Here is a 26,608-nt window from a genome sequence, read left to right as displayed (position 1 = left end):
TCAAGCCTTTCCAAAGGCTTGCGGGGTGCAGGGGCAGAGCCCCTGCGTATCTGCCACGCAGCGGCAGAGGATACTAGGAGACCAGCGTTTGCCCGGCAGGGCCGGGCACAGCGAGATCGAAGAACAAGATCGAAAAAGGAGACTGATTCATTATGGCTCAGAAAATGGACGCTTTTTCCGCCGCTCTGATGGCCGATAAGCGGGAGATTATCTTTGCCCCCACCGTGTACAAGTTCGACACCTTCGCCGCCATGGCGGAGGAGTTCAAGCTGAACGAGCGGGACGTGGTGCTGACCAACGAGTTCATCTACACGCCGTTCATGAAGGAGCTGGGCCTCAAGTGCCAGTTCGTGTTCCAGGAGAAGTTCGGCGCGGGCGAGCCCTCCGAGGCCATGATCCAGACCATGTACGACGCCATCCCCTACGAGAGCTATGACCGGGTCATCGCCGTGGGCGGCGGCGCGATCATGGACCTTTGCAAGCTCCTGGGCTGCAAGCGGCCCAACACCGTGCATGACCTGTACTTCAAGCGCTTCCCCGTCCAGCACGAGAAGGACGTCATCGCCATCCCCACCACCTGCGGTACGGGCTCCGAGTGCACGAACATCTCCGTGGCCATCGTCAAGGACGAGAAGGACGGCGTGCTGACCGGCGGCGAGACCAAGCTGGGCCTGGTGTCCGACGACATCATCCCCAACAAGGTCTGCCTGATCCCCGACCTCATCAAGACCCTGCCCTACAAGCCCTTCGCCTGCTCCGCCATCGACGCCCTGGTCCACGCCACCGAGTCCTTCCTGAGCCCCCACCGCAAGACCATGACCAGCGAGCTCTTCAGCGAGAAGGCCATGGACATGATCCTCAAGGGCTTCAAGCTGATCGACGAGAAGGGCCAGGACGCCCGCTTCGAGTATCTGGACGAGTTCGTCACCGCCAGCTTCTACGCGGGCATCGCCTTCCTGAAAGCCGGCTGCGGCCCCGTCCACGGCATGAGCTTCCCCCTGGGCGGCACCTATCACGTGGCCCACGGCGAGAGCAACTACATGCTCTTCGGCGCCATCATGGACTACTACGATGAGAAGGATCCCGATGGCGAGATCATGCGCTTCAAGGATCTGGTGGCCGGGATCCTGGGCTGCGAGGCGAAGGACGCCATCTCCGAGATGAACGCCCTGCTGCAGCGCATCCTGCCCCTGCGGCCCCTGCGGGACTGCGGCTTCACCGAGGAGGACTTCAAGAAGTTCCCCCAGAGCGTGGAGGCCAACCAGCAGCGCCTGATGACCAACGCTTATTATCCCTTCGACCTGGAGAGCGAGGAAGCCATCTACCGCAAGTGCTTCTGAGAGCAGCGTTTCGACCGGCAAGGCAGGTCCCGTGGATCGGGACCTGCCTTTTTGCGGCGGGACGCCGGCAGGCTCGTATCATCTTCGGAGACCGTCCGGCCGCTCCCTGGACGCGTCCGGCAGGACGAGCGCCCGGTCATGCCTCCCCTGGCCTTGGCCGCGGCCGGACGGCGCCCGGTCCGATCCGGACCGGCGAGGGGACAGGGCCTTCCTTATGAGGCGTCCGGTCCTCCGGTGCTGCGGACGTTTTTCGGAGAGACGGCGTGCCGGGAGCTTCCTCCCGGACACGCGCGGGGAGAGGGGAGGGAAAGTTGTATAAGATCCGCCCTCCCGCCGGAGGGGATGCCGTGCAGATCGCCATTTTCCGTCAGATCCCTTGACTTTTAAGCGTTTGCGGACATAATATAAAGGTGTCTATCCCGATCTTACGAATGATTCGAGGCCGTCTTATGAAAACACCCTTCGTCACGAAAGACCAGCTGGAGGCCATCGCCGCCCAGTATCCCACGCCGTTCCACATCTACGACGAGAAGGGCATCCGGGAGAACGCCCGCCGCCTGAAGGCCGCCTTCGCCTGGGATCCCGGCTACCGGGAGTATTTCGCCGTCAAGGCCACCCCGACCCCCGCTATCCTGAAGATCCTCCACGAGGAGGGCTGCGGCTGCGACTGCTCCTCCGTGGCGGAGCTGGTGATGGCGGAGCGCTGCGGCATCACGGGGGAGGATGGGATCGTGTTCTCCTCCAACAACACCACGGAGGAGGAGTTCCGGACGGCCGTCCGCCTGGGGGGCATCGTCAACCTGGACGACATCACCCTGATCGACACCCTGCTGGAGGCCGTGGGGAGGATCCCGGAGAAGATTTGCTGCCGCTACAACCCCGGCGGCGTCTTCACCCTGGGGGAGAGCCGGGACAGCGTCCAGGTGATGGACAACCCCGGCGAGGCCAAGTACGGCATGACCCGCCCTCAGATCGCCGAGGCGTTCCGGCGGCTGAAGGCCCTGGGGGCCAAGGAGTTCGGCATCCATGCCTTCCTGGCCTCCAATACGCTGTCCAATGAGTATTACCCCGCCCTGGCCCGCATCCTCTTCCGCCTGGCGGCGGAGCTGCAGGAGGAGACCGGGTGCCATGTGGGCTTCATCGACCTCTCCGGCGGCATCGGCGTGCCTTACCGCCCGGAGGAGCCGGAGACCGACATCGCCGCCATCGGCGAGGGGGTCCGGCAGGCTTACGAGGAGATCCTGGTCCCCGCCGGGATGGGGGACGTGTCCCTGTACACGGAGCTGGGCCGCTACATGCTGGCCCCCTACGGCCATCTGATCACCCGGGCCATCCATGAAAAGCACATCTACAAGGAATATATCGGCGTGGACGCCTGTGCCTGCGACCTGCTGCGCCCCGCCATGTACGGCGCGTACCACCATATCAGCGTCTGCGGGAAAGAGGGCGCCCCCTGCGGCCACGTATACGATGTGGTGGGGAGCCTCTGCGAGAACAACGATAAGTTCGCCGTGGACCGGATGCTCCCCAAGATCGACCGGGGGGACCTGCTGGCGATCCACGACACCGGGGCCCATGGAGCTTCCATGGGATACAACTACAACGGCAAGCTCCGCTCGGCGGAGCTGCTCCTCCGGGAGGACGGCTCCGTGGAGATGATCCGCCGGGCGGAGACGCTGGAGGACTATTTCGCGACACTGGTCTGGTGAGAGATGAGGAGACCGCCCGGGGCTTGACGGCCCGGACGGTCTCCCGCTTTTTTGAGATCTTGTTACAGCCTGCGCAGCGCGTCCACCAGGGCGGTCTTGCCCTCGGTCTTCTCGTCCTTCATTTTGACGATCCTCGCGGGGCTCCCGGCGACCACGGCATTGGCGGGCACGTCCTCGATGACGACGGCCCCGGCGGCGACCACGGCGTTTTGGCCGATGCGCACCCCCTCGATGACCACGGCGTTGGCGCCCACCAGCACGCCGTCCTCCACGACGACGGGGGTGGCGGAGGCGGGCTCCACCACGCCGGCCAGCACGGCCCCCGCGCCGATGTGGCAGCGCTCGCCCACGGTGGCCCGGCCGCCCAGCACGGCCCCCATGTCGATCATGGTGCCCCTGCCGACCACGGCCCCGATGTTGATGACGGCCCCCATCATGATGACGGCCCCCTCGCCGATCTCCACCTTCTCCCGGATGATGGCACCTGGCTCGATGCGGGCCTTGACGTCCTTCATGTCCAGCAGGGGCACGCCGGAGTTCCGGCGGTCGTTCTCGACGACGAGGTCGCAGATCTTCTCCCGCTGGGCCTCCAGGATGGGCCGGAGCTCGGCCCAGTCGCCGAAGACCGTGAAGCTGCCCCCGGAGCCGAAGACCGTGGCGGAGCCGAAGTCCACGGGGGCGGTGGTGTTGACGTAGAGCTTGACCGGAGTCTTCTTCTCCGAGTTCGCGATATAGTCGATGATCTCCTGGGCGTTCATAAAGACCCTCCTCAATGATCGATCTGTGCCGCCGCCCGGCATGCCGCCGGACGGCCGGAGCGGGCCCGCTTGGCCGCGCCCTTTCAAAAGGGGCTCACTCCCCGAACAGGATCTTCTGCAGGTCGTAAGTCCCGTTGGGCTTCCCCGGCAGCAGCCGGGCCATGTGCAGCGCGCCGTTGACGAAGATCTGGCGGCTGGCCGCGCGGTGGGTGAACTCCAGCTCCTCGTCGGGGCCGAAGAAATGGACGGTGTGGGTCCCCGCGGCGGTGCCGCCCCGGAGGGCGTGGACGCCGATCTCGTCCCTGGGCCGTTTGCCGGTGATCCCCTCCCGGCCATAGACCAGGCGGGCCTCATGCCGGGGGTCGACGGCCTCCAGCAGCAGCTTGGCCGAGCCGCTGGGGGCGTCCTCCTTCTGATTGTGGTGGGCCTCGATGAGCTCGATGTCGAAATCCGGCCGCAGCACGCCGGAGACCTGCGCCAGGGCCCGGTACAGCACCGCCATCCCCAGGGAGAAGTTGGCCGCCCACAGCACGGGGGCGGCGGTCCCCAGCCCCTCCAGCTGCCGCATCTGGGCGGCGGAGAAGCCGGTGGTGCCGGAGAGCAGGGGCGTGCCGGTGCGGCGGACGTAGGAGGCGATCTCCGGCAGGGCCTCGGGCCGGGAGAAGTCGATGACCACGTCGGCGGCCTTCCCCAGCTTCCCCAGCCGGTCCAGGTCGTCCCGGCCGAAGGCGGCCTCGATCTCGTCGCCGGCGGCCCGGGCGGTCTCCTGGAGGAGGCGGCCCATCCGCCCCCGTCCGATCAGGATATATCTCACAGCAGCCCCGCCTCCTCCAACGCGGCCCGGAGCGTCTCCCGGTGCTCGGGGCTCATCTCGCACAGGGGCAGGCGCATGGGCCCCACGTTCAGGCCCATCAGGCCCATGGCGGTCTTGACGGGGATGGGGTTCACCTCCAGGAAGAGGTCGTTCATCAGCTTCAGATACTTCAGGTGCTCGGCCAGGGCCAGGGCCTGGTCGCCCCTGGCGTAGTCCGTCACGATCTTGTGGCATATGCCGGGGCAGATGTTGGCGAAGACGGAGATCACGCCGCTGCCGCCGATGCTCATCAGGGGGAGGGTGATGTCGTCGTTGCCGGAGTAGAGGGCGAAGTCCGGCCCGATGCAGTGGGCGATCTTCATGGCGTAGCTCATGTCGCCGCTGGCCTCTTTGATGCCGCAGATGCGGGGATGCCGACTCAGCCGCTCCACCACGGAGACGGGGATGGAACAGCCGGTGCGGCCCGGCACGTTGTACAGCAGGCAGGGGATCCCCACCCGGTCCGCCGTCTCGGCGAAGTGGCGGTACATGCCCTCGGGGTTGGCCTTGTTGTAGTAGGGGGCGATCAGCAGCAGGGCGTCGGCCCCCATGTCCTGGTACTCGATGCTCTTCTCCAGCTGGGTGGCGGTGCAGTTGGAGCCGCTGCCCACGATGACGGGCACCCGGCCGGCCACCACCTTGATGGTGTGGGCGACGACGGAGGCGTCCTCCTCGTGGCTCATGGTGGGGTATTCGCCGGTGGTGCCCAGGGTGAGGATGCCGTCGGTCCCGGCGGCGATCTGCCGCTCCAGCAGCTCGGTGAGGACCGCGAGATCGACGCTGCCGTCCTCGCGGAAGGGCGTGATCATGGCGACGATGGAGCCCGTGGGGTTGTTGAATTTCATTTGGATCTTCCTCCATATCTGATGAGATCGGGCCGTCCGGGCGCCTCTATAAAAAAAGCCGGCAGAGACGCGCTCCTGCCGGCAGTGTCTACGCCGCGGGCGGCGTGACGGTGCTGTGAGCGGATAGCGCCCCCGCGGCATAGCGCCGCGGACAGTCCCGGAGGTCTTCCCCCCGGGCCCATCCCCCGTCCATGCCTGTCCGGGGGATTCGGCGGAGCTGCCTCCGCCGCGTTCCCAGCCTGCCGGCTCCCGCGACTTCTTCGTCTCCGCGCCTCTATCTCATTTTTTGCTATCATATCATCTTCCAGACACGGTTTCAAGAGGGAGTTCCAAAAAAACCGCGTCCCCCGGGGAAAAACTCTTGTCGAAAGCGCCGAAATCTCTCCGGCCCCCTGTTGCCGGGAGACGGGATATGCTATATTGTGCTTGATGAAATGCGAATCGAGGAGGATCCGCCATGCTGTCTGTGATCGAATACCGCCGCGCCCTGCACCGCATCCCGGAGCTGGACGACCGCCTGCCGGAGACCTGCGACTATGTCCGTTCCGCCCTGGCCAGCTTCGACCTGGAGTGCTTCTCGCCCATCCCCTCCAGCGTCTGCGCCTTCCTGGACGCCGGGAAGGCGTCGACCGTGGCCTTCCGGGCGGACATGGACGCCCTGCCCATCACGGAGGCCACCGGCCTGGACTATGCCTCCTCGCACCGGGGGGCCATGCACGCCTGCGGCCACGACGGGAACACCGCCATGGCCCTGGCCCTGGCGGAGCACGCCTGCGCCCACCGGGCGGAGCTGCCCCGGAACGTCCTCTTCCTCTTCCAGCCCTCCGAGGAGACCACCGGCGGGGCGGAGCGGCTGTGCGGGACCGGCATCCTGGAGGAGCACCATACCGAGCGGGTGTTCGCCATGCACCTGTGGCCCAAGCTGGAGCCGGGGGAGGTCTATTCCCGTCCCGGCCCCATCATGGCCCGGTCCAACGAGGTGACCGTGACCCTCACCGGCAAAAGCGTCCACATCGGCCGGGCGGCGGAGGGCATCGACGCCCTGGCGGCGGGGGCGGAGTATCTCCGCCGGGCCTATGCCATGGCGGAGGGCCTGGCAGAGGCGGAGCCGGTGGTGCTGCGTTTCGGGAAGATGGTCTCCGGCGCGGTGCGCAACGCCGTCAGTGGGGAGACGGTGCTGGAGGGGAGCCTCCGGACCTTCCGGGACGAGACCCAGGCCCGCTGCCAAGAGGCGCTGGAGCGGATCGGCCGGGAGATCGGAACAGAGACCGGCTGCGGCGTGGAGGTCCGTCTGAGCCGGGGCTACCCCGCCGTGTGGAACCACGAGGCGCTGTTCGAGACGGTGCGCAGCGGCATAGGGGGCATCCGCCCCCTGGAGGCGCCCACCCTGACGGCGGAGGATTTCTCCTTCTACCAGCGGCGGGTCCCGGGCCTGTTCTTCCTGCTGGGCGTGGGGGACACGGCGGAGCTCCACTCGCCGGAGTTCTGCTTCGACGACGAGCGGATCCTGCCCAGGGGCGTGGAGTTTTTGAAGCGGCTGCTCCTGCTGGGATGACGGATGGGGCGGGGCTTCCCGCCGGGGGCGAAAAACCGCTTGGCCGCTTGAAAACGGGACGGGGAGCGGGTATAATGACAGAGGAACGCCCCGCCGCCTCGGGCGGCCTCGAAAATCGTGTTCCTCAGGAGGCCCTCTATGCGACGACCGAACTCTGTGCAGACACTGGCCCTGGGCTTCGCCCTGCTGATCTTGGCGGGGGCCTGTCTTTTGTCCCTGCCCATCGCCTCCCGGACCGGGGAGGGCATCCCCTGGACCGACGCGGTCTTCACCGCCGCCTCCGCCTCCTGCGTCACGGGGCTGACGGTCTATGACACCGCCACCCAGTTCAGCGCCTTCGGGCAGGTCGTGCTGCTGCTGCTGATCCAGATCGGGGGATTGGGCTTCGTGACGGCGTCATTGCCGGCGGCGCTGCTGGTGCGGCGGCGGCTGGGCCTGCGGCAGCGGGCATTGCTCCAGGACAGCGTGGGCGCGCTGCAGCTGGGCGGCGTGGTCCGCCTGGCCCGGAGGGCGCTGAAGGTGACGGCGGTCAGCGAGGGCCTGGGCGCGGCGCTGCTGACGCTGTGGTTCTGCCCCCGGTACGGCCTGGGGAAGGGGCTTTGGATGTCGCTGTTCCACGCGGTCTCGGCTTACTGCAACGCGGGCTTCGACCTGCTGGGCACCGGCTCGTCCATCACCAGCGCGGCGGGGGAGCCGCTTTTGAACCTCGTCTTCATGGTGCTGATCGTCTGCGGCGGCCTGGGCTTTTTGGTGTGGGACGACATCCTGACCCACGGCAGGGCCTTCCGCCGCTGGCGGCTCCATTCCAAGATGGCCTTCACGGTGACGCTGGCCCTCTTCGCGGGGGGCGCGGCGGCGTTCTGGCTGCTGGAGGCGGACCATGCCTTCGCCGGGGCGGACGGCCCCACCCGGATGCTGATGGCGTGCTTCCAGTCGGTGACGGCCCGGACGGCGGGCTTCGCCTCGGTGGACCAGACCGCCCTGAGCCAGGGCGGCGTGCTGCTGATGCTCCTTTTGATGTTCGTGGGCGCGGCCTCCGGGTCCACGGGCGGCGGCGTGAAAGTGAACACCTTCGCCGTGATGCTGCTGAGCGTCCGGGCGCGGATCTGGCGGCAGGACGACATCAACGTCTTCGGGCGCCGCCTGGACGAGGCGGACGTCCATAAGGCCGGGTCCACCGCCAGCTTGTATTTCCTGGGCGTGGTGTGCGGCTGCATGGTGCTGTGCGTCCAGGGCGCGGATCTGACGGACGCGCTGTACGAGACCTTCTCCGCCATGAGCACGGTGGGGCTCAGCCGGGACCTGACGGGCTCATTGCCGGCGCTGTCCAAGTGGGCGGTGATCTTGATGATGTTCGCCGGACGGGTGGGGAGCATGTCCGTGGCCATGGCCATCACCCGGGGCAAGGCGGCGCAGAACCGCCTGCGCTGTGTGCCGGAGCGCATCCTGATCGGCTGAGCGTCCAATACGGCCAGCGCAGCCGGGGGAGCGGGCGCTCCTCCCCGGCCGCGCCGGCCATACCACAAAAGGAGATGCTTATGAAATCCTTTTTAGTCATCGGTCTGGGCCGCTTCGGGCGGCACCTGACCCGCTACCTGCTGGAGCTGGGCCATGAGGTCATGGTCCTGGACAACGACGAGGACAAGGTGGCGAAGATGGCCGCCCAGGCCACGGCCGCCTGCGTGGGGGACTGCCAGGACGAGCAGGTGCTGGAGTCCCTGGGCGTGCGGAACTTCGACGTGTGCTTCGTCTGCGTCCGGGACGACTTCCAGTGCTCCCTGGAGGCCACGGCGGGGCTGAAGGAGCTGGGGGCGAAGTGCGTGGTGGTCCGGGCGGACCAGGAGCGGCAGATCAAGTTCCTGCGCCAGATCGGGGCGGACTTCGTGGTCCACACGGAGATGGACATGGCCCGCCGGGTGGCCATCCGCTTCTCCGCGGAGAACGTCTTCGACTACTTCGAGCTGACGCCCAAGTTCGCCATCTTCGAGCTGGAGATCCCCGAGGAGTGGGAGGGCCGCACGGTCATGGAGCTGGAGGTGCGCAAAAAGTACAACGTGAACATCCTGGGCGTGAAGAACGGCGACGTGGTGGTCCCGCTGGTGGACCCGAACTACCGCTTCCGGGACGACGTGCACATCATCGTCGCCGGGGACAAGGAATCGGGCATCCGCCTCATGAACCTTCGATAAAATTTACAGCAGGCCGCGACATAGACCGCCCCTTCCCGGCACATACTCTCCCATGGGGTGATAGCATGTCAGAAGATCGAAGAGCGGTCAACGGCAGGGACGACAGCAAGCCCTTCCTCCGGCTGGAGCCGGAGAAGCGGATGTGCCCCATCGTCGACCCGGACTCCATCTACGAATATCCCTTGGCGACGTCTGAGGAGATGGGCTTCCGGGTGCTGGACGATTTCCCCGAGGAGCATATCCAGTGACCGCAGAGGAACGCCCCCTCCGGCAAAGCCGGAGGGGGCGGCGGGACGCAGGGGGGTCAGTGCGCTTCCCGGCCCGCGCCGGAGCAGACGGAGAGGTCCCAGAGGAAGTCCTCCACGGCCTGCTCGGGCGTGGCCCAGCTGGTGACGAGGCGGATCTGGGTGTGCCCGGCGTCCACGGCGCCGGAGATCTCCCACTGGTAGCCCATGTCCTGGAGCTGTTCGATCACGTCGTTGGGGAGGACGGGGAACTGCTGGTTGGAGGGGGACTCCACCGGCAGGGGATAGCCCAGGGCGGCGATCCCGTCCCGGAGGCGGAGGGCCATCTCGTTGGCGTGGCGGGCGGCGCTGAGGAAGGTGCCGTCCTCCAGCAGGGCCTGGAACTGGACGCCCAGGAGGCGGCCCTTGGCCAGCATGGCCCCCCGGCGCTTCATGTACCAGCGGAAGTCGCTGCGGGGCTTGGGCAGGACCAGGGCCTCGCCGAAGAGGGCGCCGTTCTTGGTGCCGCCGATGTAGAAGGCGTCGGTGAGCGCCGCCAGGTCCGGGAAGCCGATGCCGCCGCAGGCCATGGCGGAGCCCAGCCGCGCGCCGTCCAGGAAGAGGAGGAGGCCGTGCGCGTCGCAGCACGCCCGCAGGGCCGCCAGCTCCGCCTTGGTGTAGACGGTGCCGATCTCCGTGGTGTTGGAGACATAGACCATGGCGGGCTTCACCATATGCTCGTCGCTGTGGAGCTCCTGGACGGACTCCACCATGGCGGGCGTGACCTTCCCGTCCGGGCTGGGGACGGCCAGGATCTTCCGGCCCGTGCCCTCCACGGCCCCGGTCTCGTGGACGTGGATGTGGCCCGTGTGGGCGGCGATGACGGCCTCATAGGGCTTCGTCAGCGCCTCGATGGCCAGCAGGTTCGTCTGGGTGCCGCCCATCAGGAAATGGACGTCCGCCTCCGGCGCGGCGCAGAGGGAGCGGATCAGGTCCGCCGCTTTTTGGCAGCGAGGGTCCAGGCCGTAGCCGCGGGACTGCTCCAGGTTCGTCTCGGTGAGGGCTTCCAACACCTTGGGATGGGCGCCTTCGCTGTAGTCGTTTCGGAAACTGTACATGTCGACCTCCAGAAAGTAACAACCGGACAGCGGAACTGTTACGGAATGTTACAGGATTGATGTTGAAATTATAACGTAGATACGGTATAAAAGCAAGGCATAGAGATCGGATCTTTCCCGGCGGCGGAGCCGCATGCGGGAACGGGAGGAGATTGGTGATGAAAAAGAGAGCGGTATGGGCCCTGGCGGCGGTGCTGCTGCTGGCCTCCGGCTGCGGCGGCGGACAAAAAGGAGGAGACGGGGCGGAGGATCCGGATGTGGCCCTGGACAGCCTGTACGCCGGGATGGCGGAGGAGTGCGGCTGGGAGGAGGGCTATATGGCGGACGTCGAGGGAGAGCTGTTGGAGAGCTATTACCCTGGTCTCTCTGAGATCCCCGCGAAACAGCTGGTCGCCAAGATCCCCGCCATGAGCTCCGATGTGAACGAGGTCGTCCTCATCCAGTGCGATACGGAGGAGGACGCGGAGGAGGCCGGAGGGATCCTCCAGGCCCGCATCGACGCGCAGGTGGACGGCGGAGCCTGGTACCCCGAGAGCCTGGAGGCCTGGAAGGCGGCGAAGGTGCTGCGGGAGGGGACCTACACGGCGCTGATCGCCTCCGGAGCCCATCAGGAGGAGCTGGAGGAGCAGTTCCGCTCCCAGTTCCGGTGAGGGGGATCCCATGGTCTTCAGCAGTCTGACATTCCTGTTCGGCTATCTGCCGGTGACCCTGGCCCTGTACTTCATCACGCCGCTTCGGCGGCGTAATTTTGCGCTGCTCCTGGTCAGCCTCTTTTTCTACGGCTGGGGGGAGCCGGTATATGTGGCGGTCATGTTCCTCTCCATCTTCATCGACTACAGCCACGGCCTGCTGGTGGAGAAGTTCCGGGATCGGGACCGGCTGGCCCGGTGGTTCGTGGGGCAGTCCGTGGTGTTCAACCTGCTGCTCCTGGGCTTTTTCAAGTATTGGGACTTCCTGGCGGCGAACCTGTCCCTGCTCCCGGGGGTGGATCTCCCGAAGCTGGGCCTGCCCCTGCCCCTGGGCATCTCCTTCTTCACCTTCCAGACCATGAGCTACACCATCGACGTCTACCGCCGGGACGCGCCGGTCCAGCGGGACATCATCGACTTCGGGGCCTATGTGACCCTGTTCCCCCAGCTGATCGCCGGGCCCATCGTGAAGTACAAGACCGTGGCGGCGGCGCTGGCGGAGCGGACCGTCCGGTGGGCGGACTTCGGCGAGGGGGCCTGCCGCTTCACTGTGGGCCTGACCAAGAAGGTGCTGCTGGCCAACTCCGCCGGCGCGCTGTGGGAGGACTGCCTGGGCGCCCGGTCCGCCGGGACGCTGACCGTGGCCGGGGGCTGGATGGGCCTGCTGGCCTTCGGCCTCCAGATCTACTTCGACTTCTCCGGATATTCCGATATGGCGATCGGCCTGGGGCGGATGCTGGGCTTCCGCTTCGAGGAGAACTTCGACCATCCGTACCTCTCCGTGTCCGTGGGGGAGTTCTGGCGGCGGTGGCACATGTCGCTGACCTCCTGGTTCCGGGAGTATCTGTACTTCCCGCTGGGGGGCAGCCGGGGCGGGCGGCGGCGGACGATCCGCAACCTGCTGATCGTCTGGGCCTGCACCGGCTTTTGGCACGGGGCCAGCTGGAACTTCCTCCTCTGGGGGCTGTACTTCGCCCTGTGGATCGTCCTGGAGCGCTTCGTGTTCCAAGACGTGCTGGCCCGGACGCCGGTGTGGGCGAAGCGGGCCTACACGCTGGCCGTGGTCTTCGTCGGCTGGGGCATCTTCGCCATGGAGGACCTGCGCGTCTGCGGGGGGTATCTGGCCGTGTGCTTCGGCGGCGGCCCGGCGTGGTCCGCCCTGGACGGCTGGCGCCTGCGGAGCTGGGCGGTCCTCCTGGTCCTGCTCATAGCGGGGTCCACCACCCTGGCGGCGGATCTCTGGGAGAGGACGCCGGAGCGGGGACGGAAGGTCCTGACGCCGGTGCTGATGGGCCTGGGGCTCGTCCTCTCCACCGCCTATCTGGTGGACGGCAGCTATAACCCGTTCCTGTATTTCCGGTTTTGAAGGAGGCGGCAGTCATGACGGAACGATACGGCCGTTCCCTGACGGTGTTTTTCTGCCTGTTCCTGGGGGGGCTGCTGGTCTGGCACGTCCTCCTGCCGGACCGGGAGCGCTCCGAGGCGGAGAACCGCCTCCTGGCCCAGGTCCCGGCGTTCTCCTGGGAGAGCCTGCGGGACGGCAGCTTCACCGAGGCGGCGGAGACGTATTTCGCCGACCAGTTCCCCCTCCGGGACCAGTGGACGGGCCTGAAGGCCCGGACGGAGCTGGCCCTGGGCAAACGGGAGTTCATGGGGACCTACCTCTGCGGCGATACGCTGATCGCCAAGGTGGAGCCCCCCAAGGACGGCCTGGAGGAGAAGAACCTGAGCTATGCCGCCCGGCTGGCGGAGCGGACGGAGCTCCCCGTGCACCTGGGGCTCATCCCCTCGGCGGCGGAGATCTGGAGGGACCGCCTCCCCAAGGGCGCGGAGAGCTGGGACCAGGCGGCCTTCATCGCCCGGGCGGCGGAGCTGGAGGGCGTGGAGCCTGTGGACTTCCTGGGGCCGCTGGCCGCCCACGCCGGGGAGGAGGTCTTCTACCGCACGGACCACCACTGGACCACCCTGGGGGCTTACTACGGCTACACCGCCCTGATGGAGGCCCTGGGCCGGGGGGACGAGATCCTGGAGCAGGAGGACTTTGAACGGCGGTCCTCCCCTCCGGTCTCCAACGGGTTCCAGGGGACCCTATACTCCCAGTCCGGCGTCCACTGGCTGGAGCCGGACAGCATCGAGTTCTGGGTAGAGGACCGCTTCGAGGTGACCAGCTGGCGTTCCGGCAGGCCGGAGGAGTCCGCCCTCTACGACTTCGACAAGCTGGGGGAGAAGGACAAATACTCCGCCTTCCTGGGGGGCAACCAGCCTCTGTGCGTCATCCGGAACGAGGCGGGGACGGGGAAGCTCCTGCTGATCCGGGACTCCTATTCCGACGCGCTGGCGCCCTTCCTGGCCCTGCACTTCCAGGAGGTCCACCTGCTGGACCCCCGGTATTACCGCTACTCCGCCGCCCAATACGCGGAGGAGGAGGGCATCGATGAGATCGCGGCGGTGTACAGCGTGCCCAACTTCATCACGGACCGGGACCTGGTCCTGCTGACCCGGTGACCGAAGCCCGCCGAAAGTCTTTTCGGCGGGCTTCCGCTTGCCGGAAGAAGGGGAGGGACGATCCAGCGGGAAGGGAGAGTGTGTGCGGGAGGCCCAGGAGGGGCCTCCTGCACCATTTTAAATCAGAAGTTTTCAGGACTTTGAACGTCCTGAAAACTTGCCCAGGCGGTCGAAAAGACGTTTTCGGCCGCCTGGGCCCGCCGAAAGTCTTTTCGGCGGGCTTGCTTTTGTCCGCCGCTGCGGGTATAATGAACGCCATAACGAACGAAAAGGGGAAGCGCCATGAATACAGCCACCCGCGTCGAGCACGACACTATGGGGGAGATACGCGTCCCGGCGGACCGCCGCTGGGGCGCCCAGACCCAGCGGAGCCTGGAGAACTTCAAGATCGGCGGCCAGCGCCAGCCCAAGGAGATCGTCGCCGCCTTCGCTTACTTGAAAGAAGCCTGCGCCAAGGCCAACGCCGCCGCGGGCAAGCTGACGGGGCCCCAGGCCGCCGCCATCGCCGCCGCCTGCCGGGAGATCCGGGCGGGGGAGTGGGACGAGGAGTTCCCCCTGGTGGTCTGGCAGACCGGGAGCGGCACCCAGACCAACATGAACGTCAACGAGGTCATCGCCCACCTGGCGGCGGACCGGGGCGTGGCCCTCCACCCCAACGACCACGTCAACGCCTCCCAGTCCAGCAACGATACCTATCCCTCCGCCCTCCACATCGCGGCGGCGCGGTCGGTGGCCGGTGAGGTGATCCCGGCGGCGGAGCGGCTGGCGGGGGCCTTCGCCAAGCTGGGGGCGGCCTATCCGGACCTCATCCGCATCGGCCGGACCCACCTCCAGGACGCCACGCCCCTGCGCTTCGCCCAGGAGGTCTCCGGCTGGCAGGAGCTGGTGGAGGCCCCCTGCCGGATGCTCCGGGCGGCGGAGGACGAGCTGTGCCGCCTCGCCATCGGCGGCACCGCGGTGGGCACGGGACTCAACGCGCCCAAGGGCTATGACGAGATGGTATGCAGGGAGCTGCGGGAGCTGACGGGCCTGCCCTTCCGGCCCGACGGGAACAAGTTCCACGCCCTGACCAGCAAGGACGCCCTGGTCTTCGCCCACGGGGCCCTGAAGGCCCTGGCGGCGAACCTGATGAAGATCGCCAACGACATCCGCTGGCTCTCCAGCGGCCCTCGCTGCGGCATGGGGGAGCTCCGCATCCCGGAGAACGAGCCGGGCAGCTCCATCATGCCCGGCAAGGTGAACCCCACCCAGTGCGAGGCCGTCACCATGGCGGCGGTGCAGGTGATGGGGAACGATGCCGCCATCGGCTTCGCCGCCTCCCAGGGGAATTTCCAGCTGAACGTCTTCCTGCCGGTGTCGGCCTATAACTTCCAGCTCTCCGCCCGGCTGCTGACGGATGTGATGGACTCCTTCCGCACCCACTGCGTGGAGGGCATCACGCCCAACGCGGAGAAGATGGAGGAGAACCTGAACGGCTCTTTGATGCTGGTGACCTGCCTGACGCCGAAGATCGGCTATGAGAAGGCGGCGGAGTGCGCCAAGAAGGCCCTCCGCGACGGCACGACGCTGAAGGCGGCGGTGCTGTCCCTGGGCCTGCTGACGGCGGAGGAGTTCGACGAGACGGTCCGGCCGGAGAAGATGGTGTGACGGCGCGGGGATCCCCGGGGGGCCGTCCCCCTGGAGGTCCCGGCCGCCCAAGGAGGCCCGGGCGCTGCCTGCGCCGCGGCCCGGATCTATTTCCGCCAAAGCGGGTCCGGGGGCGGGGACGGATCTTGTGAGGATCGTAGAATTTATCGTATTACCGAATCAGCGCTTTACTATGATAAAAAACCGGAGTATACTGGTATCCATCAATGGGGCGGCGCCCCACAAGGAGGGACCCCATGGAATTGGACCTGAACATCCTGCGGCCGCAGGAGCGGCTGTCGCTCCAGCTCCGGGCGCTCTATGAGCGCGCGGGCTTCCGGCAGTACCGCATGGGCCGCTTCGAGGAATACGGCCTCTATCAGCAGAACCGCCGTTTCCTGGCCTCCGACCAGGTCATCACCTTCACCGACCTGGACGGGCGGCTGCTGGCCCTGAAGCCCGACGTCACCCTCTCCATCGCGAAGGACGCCCGGTTCGGGGAGGACGGCTGCGGCCGCTTCTACTATTCCGAGAACGTCTACCGCCCCAGCCAGGAGAGCCACACCTTCCAGGAGATCAGCCAGATGGGCCTGGAGTGCATCGGCGCGGTGGACGACGAGGCCACCGCCCAGGCGGTCTCCCTGGCCTGCCGGAGCCTGGCCCTGACGGGCCGGGAGTCCGTGCTGGAGGCCAGCCACATGGGCTTCGTGGCGGGGCTGCTGGACGCCGTGGGCGCGCCGGAGGCCGTCCGGCCCCGGCTGCTGGCCTGCATCCGGGACCGGAACCGCCACGAGCTGAAGGCCGCCGCCGCGGAGGCCGGATTGTCGAAGCAGGGCACCGACGCCCTCTGCCGTCTGGACGCCCTGGCAGGGGACTGGGAGACGGTGCTGGCCCAGGCGGAGCCGATCGCCCTCAACGCCTCCATGGGCGCCGCGCTGGCGGAGCTCGGGACGCTGTGCCGGGCGCTGGAGGCGCAGGGGCAGAGCCTGCGGCTGGACCTGTCCCTGGTCAACGACATGGACTATTACAACGGCCTGGTCCTGCAGGGGTATCTGGCGGGCATCCCCCGGGCGGTGCTCAAGGGCGGGCGGTACGACCCTCTGGCGGCGCAGTTCCGCCCCGGCGCGAAGGCCGTGGGCTTCGCGCTGTACCTGGACGAGCTGGACCGCCTGAGCGACGCCGCCTCCGGCGGGACCGGGGAGGGTATCCTGAACGTGGCCCTGCCCAAGGGACGCCTGGGCGACAAGGTCTACGGCCTGCTGTCCGGTCTGGGCTACGGCTGCCCGGAGGACTACAGCGAGAGCCGGAAGCTGGTGGTGGAGGACCCCGCCGCGGGCATCCGCTATTTCCTGGTGAAGCCCAGCGACGTGGCGATCTACGTGGAGCACGGCGCGGCGGACATCGGCATCGTGGGCAAGGACATCCTGGCCGAGTCCAGGGCCGACGTGTACGAGCTTTTGGACACGGGCCTGGGCAGGTGCCGCATGTGCGTGGCGGGGCCGGAGGATCTCCAGGACGACCCCGGCCGTTCCCTCCGGGTGGCGACGAAGTTCGTGAACATCGCCAAGGCGTATTACGCCGCCCAGGGCCGGGACATCGACATCATCAAGCTGAACGGCTCCATCGAGCTGGCCCCCATCCTGGGCCTGAGCGACGTGATCGTGGACATCGTGGAGACCGGGACCACCCTGCGGGAGAACCATTTGAAGGTGCTGACGGAGTTCATGCCCATCTCCGCCCGGTTCATCGCCAACCGGGCCAGCTTCCAGTTCAAGCGCCGGGAGATCGAGGCCCTGCTGGGCAGACTGGCGGAGGTGACGGGAGCATGATCAAGATCTTCGATTTCGACAGCCTCCCGCCGGAGGCGTTCCTGAACCGGGACATCCGGGCGGAAGAGGACGTCTCCGCCGCCGTGGACGCGGTGATCGCGGGCGTGCGGGAGGGGGGCGACGCCGCCCTCCGGGACTACACGCGCCGGTTCGACGGCGTGGAGCTGGGGGATCTGCAGGTGAGCGACGGGGAGTTCGCCGCCGCCCGGGAGGCGGTGGATCCCGGTTTCCTGGAGACCCTGCGGGAGGCGGCGGAGAACATCCGGCGCTTCCACGAGCGGCAGCGGCATAACGACTTCATCCTGGCGGACCGCCCCGGCATCGTCATGGGCCAGCGGTGGACGCCCATCGAGCGGGTGGGCGTCTGCGTCCCCCGGAGCCCGGAGGCGTTCCCCTCCACCATCTTGATGAACGTCATCCCGGCGCGGATCGCCGGGGTGCGGGACATCGTCCTCGTGACGCCGCCCCGGGAGGACGGCTCCGTCAGCCCGGAGGCGCTGGCGGCGGCGGAGCTGGCGGGGGCGGGGCGCGTTTTCAAGCTGGGCGGGGCCCAGGCGGTGGCGGCGCTGGCCTACGGTACGCAGAGCGTGCCGAGGGTGGACAAGATCGTGGGCCCCGGCGGCGTCTTCGTCGCCACGGCCAAGCGGAAGGTCTTCGGCCAGGTGGCCATCGACATGATCGCCGGGCCCAGCGAGATCCTGGTCCTGGCGGACGGGAGGTCGGACCCCAAGTGGGTGGCGGCGGACCTGCTGAGCCAGGCGGAACACGACGTGCGGTCCTCCGCCGTGCTGGTGACGGACAGCCGGGCGCTGGCGGAGGCGGTCCGGGCGGAGCTGGAGGTCCAGCTGGAGGCCCTGCCCCGGCGGGACGTGGCCCGCCGGTCCATCGAGGACAACGGGAAGATCATCGTGGCCGCCAGCCTGGACCAGGCGGCGGAGGCTGCCGACCGCATCGCCCCGGAGCACCTGGAGCTGTGCGTGGACGATCCCTTTGCCCTGCTGGCGAAGATCCACAACGCCGGGAGCGTCTTCCTGGGCCGCAGCACCCCGGAGGCGCTGGGCGATTACTTCGCCGGGCCCAACCACACCCTGCCGACCTCCGGCACGGCCCGGTTCTCCAGCCCCCTGGGGGTGGATGATTTCATGAAGCGCTCCAGCTTCCTCTGCTATGACCGGGCGGCGCTGAACGCCAGCGCGGAGCGCATCGCGGACTTCGCCCGGCGGGAGGGCCTGGAGGGGCACGCGAGGTCGGTCCTGAGCCGGGGAGACCGGACCGGATCGGGAGAGCAGGGAAAGGAGAGGTGTTTTTCATGAGCAGGTTCCTGTCCCAGGAGGCCCTGCGCCTGGCCCCCTACACCCCCGGGGAACAGCCCCGGGATCAGCAGTATATCAAGCTGAACACCAACGAGAGCCCCTTCCCGCCTTCCCCGAAGGTGGTGGAGGCCATCTCGGCGGCGGAGGTGAGGAAGCTCTGCCTCTACTCCGACCCCACCTGCGCCGTGCTGAACGAGGCGGTCGCCAGGCGGTACGGCCTCCGGCCGGAGAACGTCATCAGCGGCAACGGCTCCGACGAGATCCTGGCCTTCGCCTTCCGGGCCTTCTGCGGCCGGGGGAAGGGCGTGGCCTTCGCCGACATCACTTACGGCTTCTACGAGGCCCAGGCCGCCCTTTTCGGGGTGGAGGCCCTGCGCCCCCCTCTCCGGGAGGACTTTTCCCTGGATGTGGACGATTACATGGACTTCCCCGGCACCGTGGTCATCGCCGCCCCCAACGCCCCCACGGGCATGACGGTCCCGGTCTCGGACATCCGGCGGCTGCTGGAGAGGGACGCGGACCGGGTGGTCATCGTGGACGAGGCCTATGTGGACTTCGGGGCGGAGAGCTGCGTCCCGCTGATCGCGGAGCACGACAACCTCCTGGTGACCCAGACCATGTCCAAGAGCCGCTCCCTGGCCGGGGGCCGGATCGGCTTCGCGCTGGGCTCTCAGGAGCTCATCGCCTGCCTGGACCGGGTGAAGTACAGCTTCAACCCCTATAACGTCGACCGCCTCTCCCTGCTGGCGGGGGCCGCCGCCATAGAGGACGAGGACTATTTCCGCTCCTGCTGCGGGACCATCCGGGAGAACCGGGCCTGGACCGCGGAGGAGCTGGGGGAGCGGGGCTTCACCGTCCTGCCCTCCGCGGCCAACTTCCTCTTCGCCGGGGAGGGCCCCATCCCCGGCGGGGAGCTGTACCGGAGGCTGAAGGAGGCGGGCATCCTGGTGCGCTGGTTCGACAAGGACCGCATCCGGGACTTCGTGCGCATCACCATTGGCTCCAAGGAGCAGATGGAGGCGCTGGTGGCGGCGGTGGACCGGCTGAGGGCCGAGGGATAAGGAGGAGATCAGGATGCGCACTGCGACGATCCAACGAGACACCCGGGAGACCCAGATCCGGCTCTCCCTGGACTTAGACGGCGCCGGCAAGGCGGACGTGGCCACCGGCTGCGGCTTCCTGGACCACATGCTGGAGCTGTTCGCCCGCCATGGGGACCTGGACCTCACCGTCACCTGCCGCGGCGACACCCAGGTGGACTTCCACCACTCCGTGGAGGACGTCGGCATCTGTCTGGGCAAGGCGTTCCAGGAGGCTCTGGGGGACAAGCGCGGGCTGGTCCGCTACGGCCAGTCCCTGCTGCCCATGGACGAGGCCCTGGTCCTCTGCGCCTGCGACCTTTCGGGCCGGGATCATCTGGGCTGGGCGGTGGACCTGCCCGCGGCCAAGGTGGGGGATCTGGACACGGAGCTGATCCGGGAGTTCTGGCTGGGCTTCGTGCGGAATTGCCCGGGATCCATCCACATCCGGCAGCTGGCGGGGGAGAACACCCACCACATCCTGGAGGCCATTTTCAAGGGCATGGGCCGGACGCTGAAAGCCGCCGTCCGCCTCGATCCCAAGCACCTCCATGAGGTCCCCAGCACGAAAGGGGTGCTTTGAATGACCGCTGTCGTGGATTACGGCGTCGGCAACCTGTTCTCCCTGACCTCCAGCCTCCGTGCCCTGGGGCTGGAGACGGAGGTCACGGCCGAGGCGGACCGGCTCCGGGCGGCGGAGCGCATCATCCTCCCCGGCGTAGGGGCCTTCGGCGACGCCAGGGCCAAGCTGGACGCCACGGGCCTGGTGCCCGTCCTGCGGGAGGAGGCGGGGCGGAAGCCCCTCCTGGGCATCTGCCTGGGGATGCAGCTCCTGTTCGAGCGGAGCTTCGAGTACGGGGAGCATCCGGGCCTGTCCCTGATCCCTGGCGAAGTGGCCTCCCTGAGCGAAGACCTGGAGGACGAGACGCTGAAGGTCCCCCACATGGGCTGGAACCGCCTGGAGATCGTGAAGGAGGACCCGCTGTTCCGGTATTTCAGGGACGGCGGATATGTTTACTACGTCCACAGCTTCTATGCCCGGGGGTGCCGGGACAGCACCCTGGGGATCTCCCGCTACGGGAACGTCGCCATCCCCGGCGCGGTCCGCTGCGGGAACGTCTGGGGCACCCAGTTCCATCCGGAGAAATCCGGGGACGCGGGCCTGCGTCTCCTGCGGGCCTTCGCGGGAGCGTGACATAAGATCATGATACCGATCGATAAAGGAGGAGCGCCGTCATGAGGAGGAAAGACCGGGAAGTCACCGACCGCGCGGAGATCCGCGCGATCATAGCCGCCTGCGATTGCTGCCGCCTGGGACTGTGCGACGGAAGGCGGGCCTATGTGGTCCCTCTGGATTTCGGCTTCGTGGAGGAGGGGGACCGCTGCGCGTTCTATTTCCATGGCGCGCAGGAGGGCCGGAAGATCGACCTCATCCGGGAGACCGGTTGGGCCGCCTTCGAGATGGACACGGGCCATGAGTGGGTCCGGGGCGAGACGGCCCTGCAGGACACCTCCCGCTTCCGGTGCGTCATGGGCGGGGGCCCGGTGACGCTGCTGGAGACGGAGGAGGAGAAGCGGGCGGGCCTCCTGGCCATCCTGGCCCACACCACCGGCCGGGACCGCTGCGAGATCGGCGGCGAGGCCCTGGGAAAGGTCCAGGTGTTCCGCCTGGACGTGGAGGAGCTGACCTGTAAGGTCCATCCGTGAGGGAAAGGAGGGGGCATATGCAGATCTTCCCAGCCATCGACCTGCGGGGCGGGCAGGTGGTCCGCCTTTACCAGGGGGACTATGACCAGGAGACCGTCTACGGCGCGGACCCCTGCGCCCAGGCGCGGGAGTTTTTGGAGGCCGGGGCGCAGTACCTCCACGTGGTGGACCTGGACGGCGCCAGGGACGGCGCCCCGGCGAACTTCGACAGCATCGCCGCCATCGCCAGGCAGGGCGGCCTCTACATCGAAGCCGGCGGCGGCATCCGCACGGAGGAGCGCATCCGGCAGTACCTGGACCTGGGCGTGGACCGCTGCATCCTGGGCACCGCCGCGGTGGAGGACTTCGGTTTCACCGCCCGCATGGCCAAGGTCTACGGGGAGCGGATCGCCGTGGGCGTGGACGCCCGGGACGGGTATGTGGCCGTCCACGGCTGGAAGGAGCTGTCCCGGGAGAGGGGGGTGGACTTCTGCCGCCGCCTCCGGGACGCGGGGGTCCGGACGGTCATCTATACCGACATCAGCCGGGACGGCGCGGGCCGTGGGACCAACCTGGAGCTTTACGAGGAGCTGGTCCGGATCGAGGGGCTGCACATCACGGCCTCCGGCGGCGTCGGCTCCCTGGAGGAGCTGCGGCGGCTGGAGCGCATGGGCGTCCGGGCCGCCATCCTAGGCAAGGCCCTGTACACCGGTCGTCTGGACCTGAGGACCGCGATCGAGGAGGTGGGGGCGTGTTAGCCAAGCGCATCATCCCCTGCCTGGACGTGAAGGACGGCCGGGTGGTGAAGGGCACCAATTTCGAAGATCTCCGGGACATGGCGGACCCGGTGGAGATGGCCCGGGCCTACAACGAGTCCGGGGCCGACGAGCTGGTGTTCTACGACATCACCGCCTCCGTCGAGGGCCGGGGGCTGTTCACGGACATCCTCCGGCGGGTGGCCTCCGAGATCTTCATCCCGCTGACGGTGGGCGGCGGCATCCGCACGCTGGAGGATTTCGACCGGGTGCTGAAGTGCGGCGCGGACAAGGTGTCCGTCAATTCCGGGGCCATCGCGGACCCGTCCATCATCGCCGCGGCGGCGAAGCGCTACGGCGACCAGTGCGTGGTCCTCAGCATGGACGTGAAGCGGGTGGACGGGCAGTTCCGCCTCTTCGCCAAGGGAGGACGGGAGGATACCGGGATCGACGCCATGGAGTGGGCGGTCCGGGGCGTGGGGGACGGCGCGGGGGAGATCGTGCTGAACTCCATCGACACCGACGGCGTGAAGAGCGGCTTCGACCTGGAGATGTTGGACGCCCTGGCATCCAAGGTCAGCGTGCCCATCATCGCCAGCGGCGGCGCGGGGGAGATGACGCACTTCGCCGAGCTCTTCACCCACCCCGGCATCGACGCGGGCCTGGCTGCCTCCATCTTCCATTCGAGGCAGGTGGGGATCCGGGAGCTGAAACGATATCTCCGGGACAAGGGCGTGGAGATGAGGATATGACGAGAGGGATGGAAAGGAGAGCATCGCATGGATAGTGAGATCCACTGGTGGTTCCCGGGTTTCGAGGCGGGACTGTCCGCACTGGAGGAGGAGGAGCGGGGGACGATGCTCCGGGCCTGCGCGGAGAACTGCCTCCGGATGGGGATGCTGGATTATTACCGGGGCGTGTATGAGCGGACCGGCGGGGACATCGACGGCTTTTTCCGGGCCCTGGGCGAGGCAGGGGGCCTGGAGACGGAGATCGTCCGCCCGGGGCAGGAGTTCTGGCTGATCTTCCACCAGTGCACCTGCTCCCTCCATACCCAGGGCTACATCGATTCCTGCCTGCTGTGCGAATGTTCCCGGCAGAGCGTGCTGTGCATCCTGCGGGAGCTGTGGCCGGACTGGCGCTTCGACGTGGTCTCGGAGGATACGATCTTGAACGGCGCGCCGGACTGCCGGTTCCACATCGCGCGGAAGGAGGAGGTCTGAGATGGATCTGAGGTTCGACGAAAAGGGCCTGATCCCCGCCATCGTCCAGGACCACTACACGAAAGAGGTCCTGACCCTGGCCTACATGAACGCGGAGAGCCTGGCGGTCACCATCGACGAGCACCGGACCTGTTTCTGGAGCCGCAGCCGCCAGGAGCTCTGGCGCAAGGGCGAGACCAGCGGGAACGGCCAGCACGTGGTGTCCATCACCGCCGACTGCGACAAGGACGCGCTGGTGGTGGAGGTGGTCAAGGACGGCCCCGCCTGCCACACCGGGGCGGAGAGCTGTTTTTTCAATCAGCTCTACCTCTCCGACGAGCTGAAGCAGTTCAGCTATGAGGGGCTGTACCGGCTCATCGCCGGGCGGAAGACCAGCCCCAAGGAGGGGAGCTATACCACCTACCTCTTCGAGAAGGGCCTGGATAAGATCCTCAAGAAGGTGGGCGAGGAGTGCACCGAGGTCATCATCGCCGGGCGGAAGGAGGACCGGGAGGAGACGGTCTATGAGATCGCCGACCTCTGCTACCACGTGATGGTGCTGATGGTCCAGATGGGCATCACCGTGGAGGACGTCACCCGGGAGCTGGAAAAGCGCCACGTCGTGGACCACAAGGTGAAGCAGGAGCGGATGGGATGAAAAACATCTGTTCCGTCCATACCCACTCCACGATGTGCGACGGGGAGAGCACCCTGGCGGAGATGGCCCGGGCGGCTTGGGAGGCCGGGGCCGTCTCCTTCGGCGCTTCGGGCCACAGCCACACCCCCATCCCCGAGGATGAGGGCGGCGTCCTGCCGGCGGACATGACCGCTTACCGGCGGGAGGTCCTGCGGCTCCGGGAGGAGTACGCCGGGCGGATGGACGTGCTGCTGGGCATCGAGCTGGACAACTGCGCCGATGTGACGGCGGAGGGCTTCGACTACTGGATCGGCAGCGCCCACCGCCTGCGGGGGCCGGACGGCCGGCTCCACACCGTGGACTGGGACGCGGAGAGGCTGGCGTCCTGCCTGGAGGGGGCCTTCGGCGGCGACGCCTGCGCCATGGTGGAGAGCTATTACGCCGAGGTCCGCCGGATGGCGGCCAGGAAGCCCGACATCCTGGGGCACATCGACCTCATCACCAAGTTCAACGGGGACGGCGTCTTCTTCGACGAGGACGATCCCCGCTGCCGCGCCGCCGCCTTGGACGCGCTCCACGCCGCGGACCCCGGGGAGACGCTGCTGGAGATTAACACCGGGGCCATGTCCCGCGGCTGTCGGGAGACGCCCTATCCGTCCCTGTCCCTCCTGCGGGAATGGCGGGGGATGGGCGGGAAGATCGTCCTCACCGCCGACGCCCACAGCGCCGGGGCCATCGTCTATGGCTACGCCCAGGCGGCGGAGCTGGCCCGGGCGGCGGGGTTCCGCCGCTCCACGCTGCTGACGGCGGCGGGACGGGAGGAACGGCCCCTGGATCTTTGAAACGGGGAAAAGGCAGAGGAGCTGTTTTGCAGCTCCTCTGCCTTTTCCGGTCAAGTTTACGGGGACTCCTCCCCGCCGGTTTCCACCACGGCGGGGAGCAAGTCCCTGTTGCTTTCATGCGTTAGGTTCGGTGACCTCGCCCGGCGCATTCCCGGTGGGGTGAGTCAGGGCATACGCGCCCTCCTCACGTCCGCTTCTAAGAGGGATGGCCTCACGAGGCGTTCATGCGGGACAGCTCTTTCATACACTTGGGACAAACGCTTTTGCCTTTGAAGAGTGCGATGTCCTTGGTGGCGTCGCAGAAAATGCAGCTAGGCTTATACTTCTTGAGTATAACGGACGAGCCTTCCACATAGATTTCCAATGCGTCGCGCTCTGCGATGTCCAAAGTGCGCCGCATCTCGATGGGAAGCACGATCCTGCCCAACTCATCCACCTTTCTTACGATCCCAGTCGATTTCATAGCTCTCCTCCTTTCCCTATGTCCGCGGTATCTTCCAACAGGTGGTGTAACCTTATCACACGAGGTCGGAGTTTGTCAATTCTTTCCTGGGAAAATTTAAAAAGATATTCACATTTACATGGAAAAAGTTGAAAAAGGAGGAATTATATGGAAATGGCGTGGGTCTGGACGGGGATGGTGACGCTGTCGCTGGTCTTCGGCCTGGCGTCCGGCGAGCTGGACGCGGTGGCCGGCGCCGCTTTGGAGGGCGCCCGCTCCGCCATCGAACTGAGCCTGTCCATGGCGGGGATCTTGTGCTTATGGAGCGGCGTCATGGAGATCATGAACGCCTGCGGCCTGTCGGCGGGGCTGGCGAGGCTGTTCCGGCCCGTCCTGCGGCGGCTGCTCCCGGACGCCTGCAGGGACGAGGAGACCCTGGCGGCGGTGTCCGCCAACGTGTCCGCCAACCTCCTGGGGCTGGGCAACGCCGCCACGCCCCTGGGCATCCGGGCCGCCCGGCGGATGGCACGCGGGTGCGGCGGGACGGCCAGCGACGAGCTGTGCCGGCTGGTGGTGCTGAACACCGCCTCCATCCAGCTCCTGCCCACGACCATCGCCTCGGTCCGGGCCGCCGCCGGGTGCGCCGCGCCCTTCGATATCCTGCCGGCGGTCTGGATGGCCTCGGCGCTGTCGGTGGCGGCGGGGCTGCTGGCGGCCTGGGCGCTGTCCCGCGGGAGGAGGAGATGATGGACCTCAGTTCTCTGGTGATCCCCGTGCTGTTTTCGGCGGTGGCGGTCTACGGCCTGGGGAAACGGGTGGATGTGTACGCCGCCCTGACCCACGGGGCGGAGGAGGGATTGACGGTGCTGCTGCGCATCGTCCCGGCGCTGGTGGGGCTGCTGACGGCGGTGAGCATGTTCCGGGCCTCCGGGGCCATGGAGTGGCTGTCCGGGCTGTTCGCCCCGGTCCTGGAGCTGCTGGGCATCCCGCCGGAGACCGCGCCGCTGATGCTGGTGCGGCCCGTGTCCGGGAACGGGGCTTTGGCGGTGGCGAGCGATCTGATGGCTTCCCACGGGCCGGACAGCTATGTGGGCCGTGTGGCGGCGGTGATGCTGGGGAGCACGGAGACCACGTTTTATACCATCGCCGTGTACTTCGGCTCCGCCGGGATCACGCGGACGCGGCACACGGTGCCCGCCGCCCTGGCAGCGGACCTGACGGGCTTCGCGGCGGCGGCGCTGGCGGTCCGGGTGTTTTTTGGGGCCGGCTGAACGAGAGGACGGCAGGGGGGGACCCGCCCCTGCGCAGAGTGTCGAAAAAGTAGAGGGAACTCCATCGACGGGAAGGGAGAGAGCTGCGAGAGGGACCCAGGAAGGGTCCCTTTCGTTTTTGATCGATAAGTTTTCAGGACT

At 67.4% G+C, this 26,608-nt stretch carries 28 protein-coding genes and 1 riboswitch; of the genes, 23 read left to right on the top strand and 5 right to left on the bottom strand.

Annotated elements, in window-relative coordinates; translation table 11 throughout:
• Window positions 1-152 precede the first annotated feature (152 nt).
• On the top strand, window positions 153-1,340 hold the full coding sequence (locus QZ332_RS08985; protein WP_295764507.1) for a 4-hydroxybutyrate dehydrogenase: 1,188 nt from the start codon (window positions 153-155) through the stop codon (window positions 1,338-1,340).
• Between the two features lie 449 nt (window positions 1,341-1,789).
• The gene (locus QZ332_RS08980) at window positions 1,790-3,049 is read left to right on the top strand and encodes a diaminopimelate decarboxylase (RefSeq protein ID WP_295764506.1); all 1,260 of its coding nucleotides are present in this window, start codon (window positions 1,790-1,792) and stop codon (window positions 3,047-3,049) included.
• A 62-nt stretch (window positions 3,050-3,111) separates the two neighbouring features.
• Here QZ332_RS08980 and dapD read toward each other — a convergent pair whose 3' ends face one another.
• The 3 genes from dapD to dapA all read right to left on the bottom strand — a co-directional run bounded on the left by dapD (window position 3,112) and on the right by dapA (window position 5,505).
• On the bottom strand, window positions 3,112-3,807 hold the full coding sequence (gene dapD, locus QZ332_RS08975; RefSeq protein ID WP_295764505.1) for a 2,3,4,5-tetrahydropyridine-2,6-dicarboxylate N-acetyltransferase: 696 nt from the start codon (window positions 3,805-3,807) through the stop codon (window positions 3,112-3,114).
• A gap of 94 nt (window positions 3,808-3,901) precedes the next feature.
• Window positions 3,902-4,621: a 4-hydroxy-tetrahydrodipicolinate reductase gene (dapB, locus tag QZ332_RS08970; RefSeq protein ID WP_295764504.1), complete on the bottom strand. Its 720-nt coding sequence runs from the start codon at window positions 4,619-4,621 to the stop codon at window positions 3,902-3,904.
• Complete coding sequence (dapA, locus tag QZ332_RS08965) at window positions 4,618-5,505, bottom strand: 4-hydroxy-tetrahydrodipicolinate synthase (RefSeq protein WP_295764503.1); 888 nt, start codon at window positions 5,503-5,505, stop codon at window positions 4,618-4,620. Before dapA ends, dapB begins: the two co-directional genes overlap by 4 nt.
• A 116-nt stretch (window positions 5,506-5,621) precedes the next feature.
• Window positions 5,622-5,790, bottom strand: a riboswitch (Lysine riboswitch).
• Between the two features lie 172 nt (window positions 5,791-5,962).
• On the opposite strand from dapA, the gene QZ332_RS08960 reads away from it, so the two are divergent.
• The 4 genes from QZ332_RS08960 to QZ332_RS08945 all read left to right on the top strand — a co-directional run bounded on the left by QZ332_RS08960 (window position 5,963) and on the right by QZ332_RS08945 (window position 9,497).
• Window positions 5,963-7,060 carry a M20 family metallopeptidase gene (locus QZ332_RS08960; protein ID WP_295764502.1) on the top strand — a complete coding sequence of 366 codons (1,098 nt, stop codon included), beginning with the start codon at window positions 5,963-5,965 and terminating at the stop codon, window positions 7,058-7,060.
• A 138-nt stretch (window positions 7,061-7,198) separates the two neighbouring features.
• Window positions 7,199-8,518: a TrkH family potassium uptake protein gene (locus QZ332_RS08955; protein ID WP_295764501.1), complete on the top strand. Its 1,320-nt coding sequence runs from the start codon at window positions 7,199-7,201 to the stop codon at window positions 8,516-8,518.
• A gap of 80 nt (window positions 8,519-8,598) precedes the next feature.
• The gene (locus QZ332_RS08950) at window positions 8,599-9,249 is read left to right on the top strand and encodes a TrkA family potassium uptake protein (RefSeq protein ID WP_295764500.1); all 651 of its coding nucleotides are present in this window, start codon (window positions 8,599-8,601) and stop codon (window positions 9,247-9,249) included.
• 65 nt (window positions 9,250-9,314) lie between these two features.
• Window positions 9,315-9,497, top strand: a complete 183-nt coding sequence (locus tag QZ332_RS08945; RefSeq protein ID WP_295764499.1) for a hypothetical protein — start codon at window positions 9,315-9,317, stop codon at window positions 9,495-9,497.
• Between the two features lie 56 nt (window positions 9,498-9,553).
• On the opposite strand, the gene QZ332_RS08940 is transcribed toward QZ332_RS08945, so the two are convergent.
• Window positions 9,554-10,591 carry a low specificity L-threonine aldolase gene (locus QZ332_RS08940; RefSeq protein ID WP_295764498.1) on the bottom strand — a complete coding sequence of 346 codons (1,038 nt, stop codon included), beginning with the start codon at window positions 10,589-10,591 and terminating at the stop codon, window positions 9,554-9,556.
• A 158-nt stretch (window positions 10,592-10,749) separates the two neighbouring features.
• Between QZ332_RS08940 and QZ332_RS08935 the strand changes: the two genes are divergently transcribed.
• From QZ332_RS08935 to QZ332_RS08865, 15 genes are all read left to right on the top strand, one after another.
• A complete protein-coding gene (locus tag QZ332_RS08935; RefSeq protein WP_295764497.1) occupies window positions 10,750-11,241 on the top strand; it encodes a DUF4358 domain-containing protein in 492 nt (163 codons plus the stop codon).
• A gap of 10 nt (window positions 11,242-11,251) precedes the next feature.
• Window positions 11,252-12,646 (top strand): MBOAT family protein, encoded by a 1,395-nt coding sequence (locus QZ332_RS08930; RefSeq protein WP_295764496.1) that lies wholly within the window; start codon window positions 11,252-11,254, stop codon window positions 12,644-12,646.
• A 14-nt stretch (window positions 12,647-12,660) separates the two neighbouring features.
• The gene (locus QZ332_RS08925; protein WP_295764495.1) at window positions 12,661-13,785 is read left to right on the top strand and encodes a DHHW family protein; all 1,125 of its coding nucleotides are present in this window, start codon (window positions 12,661-12,663) and stop codon (window positions 13,783-13,785) included.
• Between the two features lie 282 nt (window positions 13,786-14,067).
• Window positions 14,068-15,432, top strand: a complete 1,365-nt coding sequence (locus QZ332_RS08920) for a lyase family protein (protein ID WP_295764494.1) — start codon at window positions 14,068-14,070, stop codon at window positions 15,430-15,432.
• Between the two features lie 236 nt (window positions 15,433-15,668).
• Entirely contained in the window at window positions 15,669-17,240 is a 1,572-nt protein-coding gene (gene hisG, locus QZ332_RS08915; protein ID WP_295764493.1) for an ATP phosphoribosyltransferase, read from the top strand.
• A complete protein-coding gene (gene hisD, locus QZ332_RS08910; protein ID WP_295764492.1) occupies window positions 17,237-18,553 on the top strand; it encodes a histidinol dehydrogenase in 1,317 nt (438 codons plus the stop codon). The genes hisG and hisD overlap by 4 nt, the downstream gene beginning before the upstream one ends.
• Window positions 18,550-19,614, top strand: coding sequence for a histidinol-phosphate transaminase (hisC, locus tag QZ332_RS08905; protein ID WP_295764491.1), 1,065 nt, complete (start codon window positions 18,550-18,552; stop codon window positions 19,612-19,614). The genes hisD and hisC overlap by 4 nt, the downstream gene beginning before the upstream one ends.
• Before the next feature lie 13 nt (window positions 19,615-19,627).
• Window positions 19,628-20,215, top strand: a complete 588-nt coding sequence (gene hisB, locus QZ332_RS08900; protein ID WP_295764490.1) for an imidazoleglycerol-phosphate dehydratase HisB — start codon at window positions 19,628-19,630, stop codon at window positions 20,213-20,215.
• Complete coding sequence (gene hisH, locus QZ332_RS08895) at window positions 20,216-20,827, top strand: imidazole glycerol phosphate synthase subunit HisH (protein WP_295764489.1); 612 nt, start codon at window positions 20,216-20,218, stop codon at window positions 20,825-20,827.
• Between the two features lie 41 nt (window positions 20,828-20,868).
• On the top strand, window positions 20,869-21,339 hold the full coding sequence (locus QZ332_RS08890) for a pyridoxamine 5'-phosphate oxidase family protein (RefSeq protein ID WP_295764488.1): 471 nt from the start codon (window positions 20,869-20,871) through the stop codon (window positions 21,337-21,339).
• 17 nt (window positions 21,340-21,356) lie between these two features.
• Window positions 21,357-22,076, top strand: coding sequence for a 1-(5-phosphoribosyl)-5-[(5-phosphoribosylamino)methylideneamino]imidazole-4-carboxamide isomerase (gene hisA, locus QZ332_RS08885; RefSeq protein ID WP_295764487.1), 720 nt, complete (start codon window positions 21,357-21,359; stop codon window positions 22,074-22,076).
• Entirely contained in the window at window positions 22,070-22,825 is a 756-nt protein-coding gene (gene hisF, locus QZ332_RS08880) for an imidazole glycerol phosphate synthase subunit HisF (RefSeq protein ID WP_295764486.1), read from the top strand. Before hisA ends, hisF begins: the two co-directional genes overlap by 7 nt.
• A 27-nt stretch (window positions 22,826-22,852) precedes the next feature.
• Window positions 22,853-23,296: a hypothetical protein gene (locus QZ332_RS08875; RefSeq protein WP_295764485.1), complete on the top strand. Its 444-nt coding sequence runs from the start codon at window positions 22,853-22,855 to the stop codon at window positions 23,294-23,296.
• A 1-nt stretch (window position 23,297) separates the two neighbouring features.
• Entirely contained in the window at window positions 23,298-23,933 is a 636-nt protein-coding gene (gene hisIE / locus QZ332_RS08870) for a bifunctional phosphoribosyl-AMP cyclohydrolase/phosphoribosyl-ATP diphosphatase HisIE (RefSeq protein WP_295764484.1), read from the top strand.
• Window positions 23,930-24,754 (top strand): histidinol-phosphatase HisJ family protein, encoded by an 825-nt coding sequence (locus tag QZ332_RS08865; protein WP_295764483.1) that lies wholly within the window; start codon window positions 23,930-23,932, stop codon window positions 24,752-24,754. Before hisIE ends, QZ332_RS08865 begins: the two co-directional genes overlap by 4 nt.
• Window positions 24,755-24,965: 211 nt before the next feature.
• Here the strand turns inward: QZ332_RS08865 and QZ332_RS08860 are convergent, their stop codons facing one another.
• Entirely contained in the window at window positions 24,966-25,217 is a 252-nt protein-coding gene (locus tag QZ332_RS08860) for an AbrB/MazE/SpoVT family DNA-binding domain-containing protein (RefSeq protein WP_295764482.1), read from the bottom strand.
• A 147-nt stretch (window positions 25,218-25,364) separates the two neighbouring features.
• On the opposite strand from QZ332_RS08860, the gene QZ332_RS08855 reads away from it, so the two are divergent.
• Together QZ332_RS08855 and QZ332_RS08850 are read left to right on the top strand one after the other, a co-directional pair.
• Window positions 25,365-25,943, top strand: coding sequence for a spore maturation protein A (locus tag QZ332_RS08855; RefSeq protein WP_295764481.1), 579 nt, complete (start codon window positions 25,365-25,367; stop codon window positions 25,941-25,943).
• Complete coding sequence (locus QZ332_RS08850; RefSeq protein WP_295764480.1) at window positions 25,943-26,467, top strand: spore maturation protein; 525 nt, start codon at window positions 25,943-25,945, stop codon at window positions 26,465-26,467. Before QZ332_RS08855 ends, QZ332_RS08850 begins: the two co-directional genes overlap by 1 nt.
• Window positions 26,468-26,608 lie beyond the last annotated feature (141 nt).

The organism is uncultured Oscillibacter sp. (assembly GCF_910584465.1).
In the GTDB taxonomy this organism is placed as follows: domain Bacteria; phylum Bacillota; class Clostridia; order Oscillospirales; family Oscillospiraceae; genus Oscillibacter.
The sequence above is the reverse complement of the archived record's forward strand: the minus strand, read 5'-3'. Positions and strand labels throughout refer to the sequence as shown.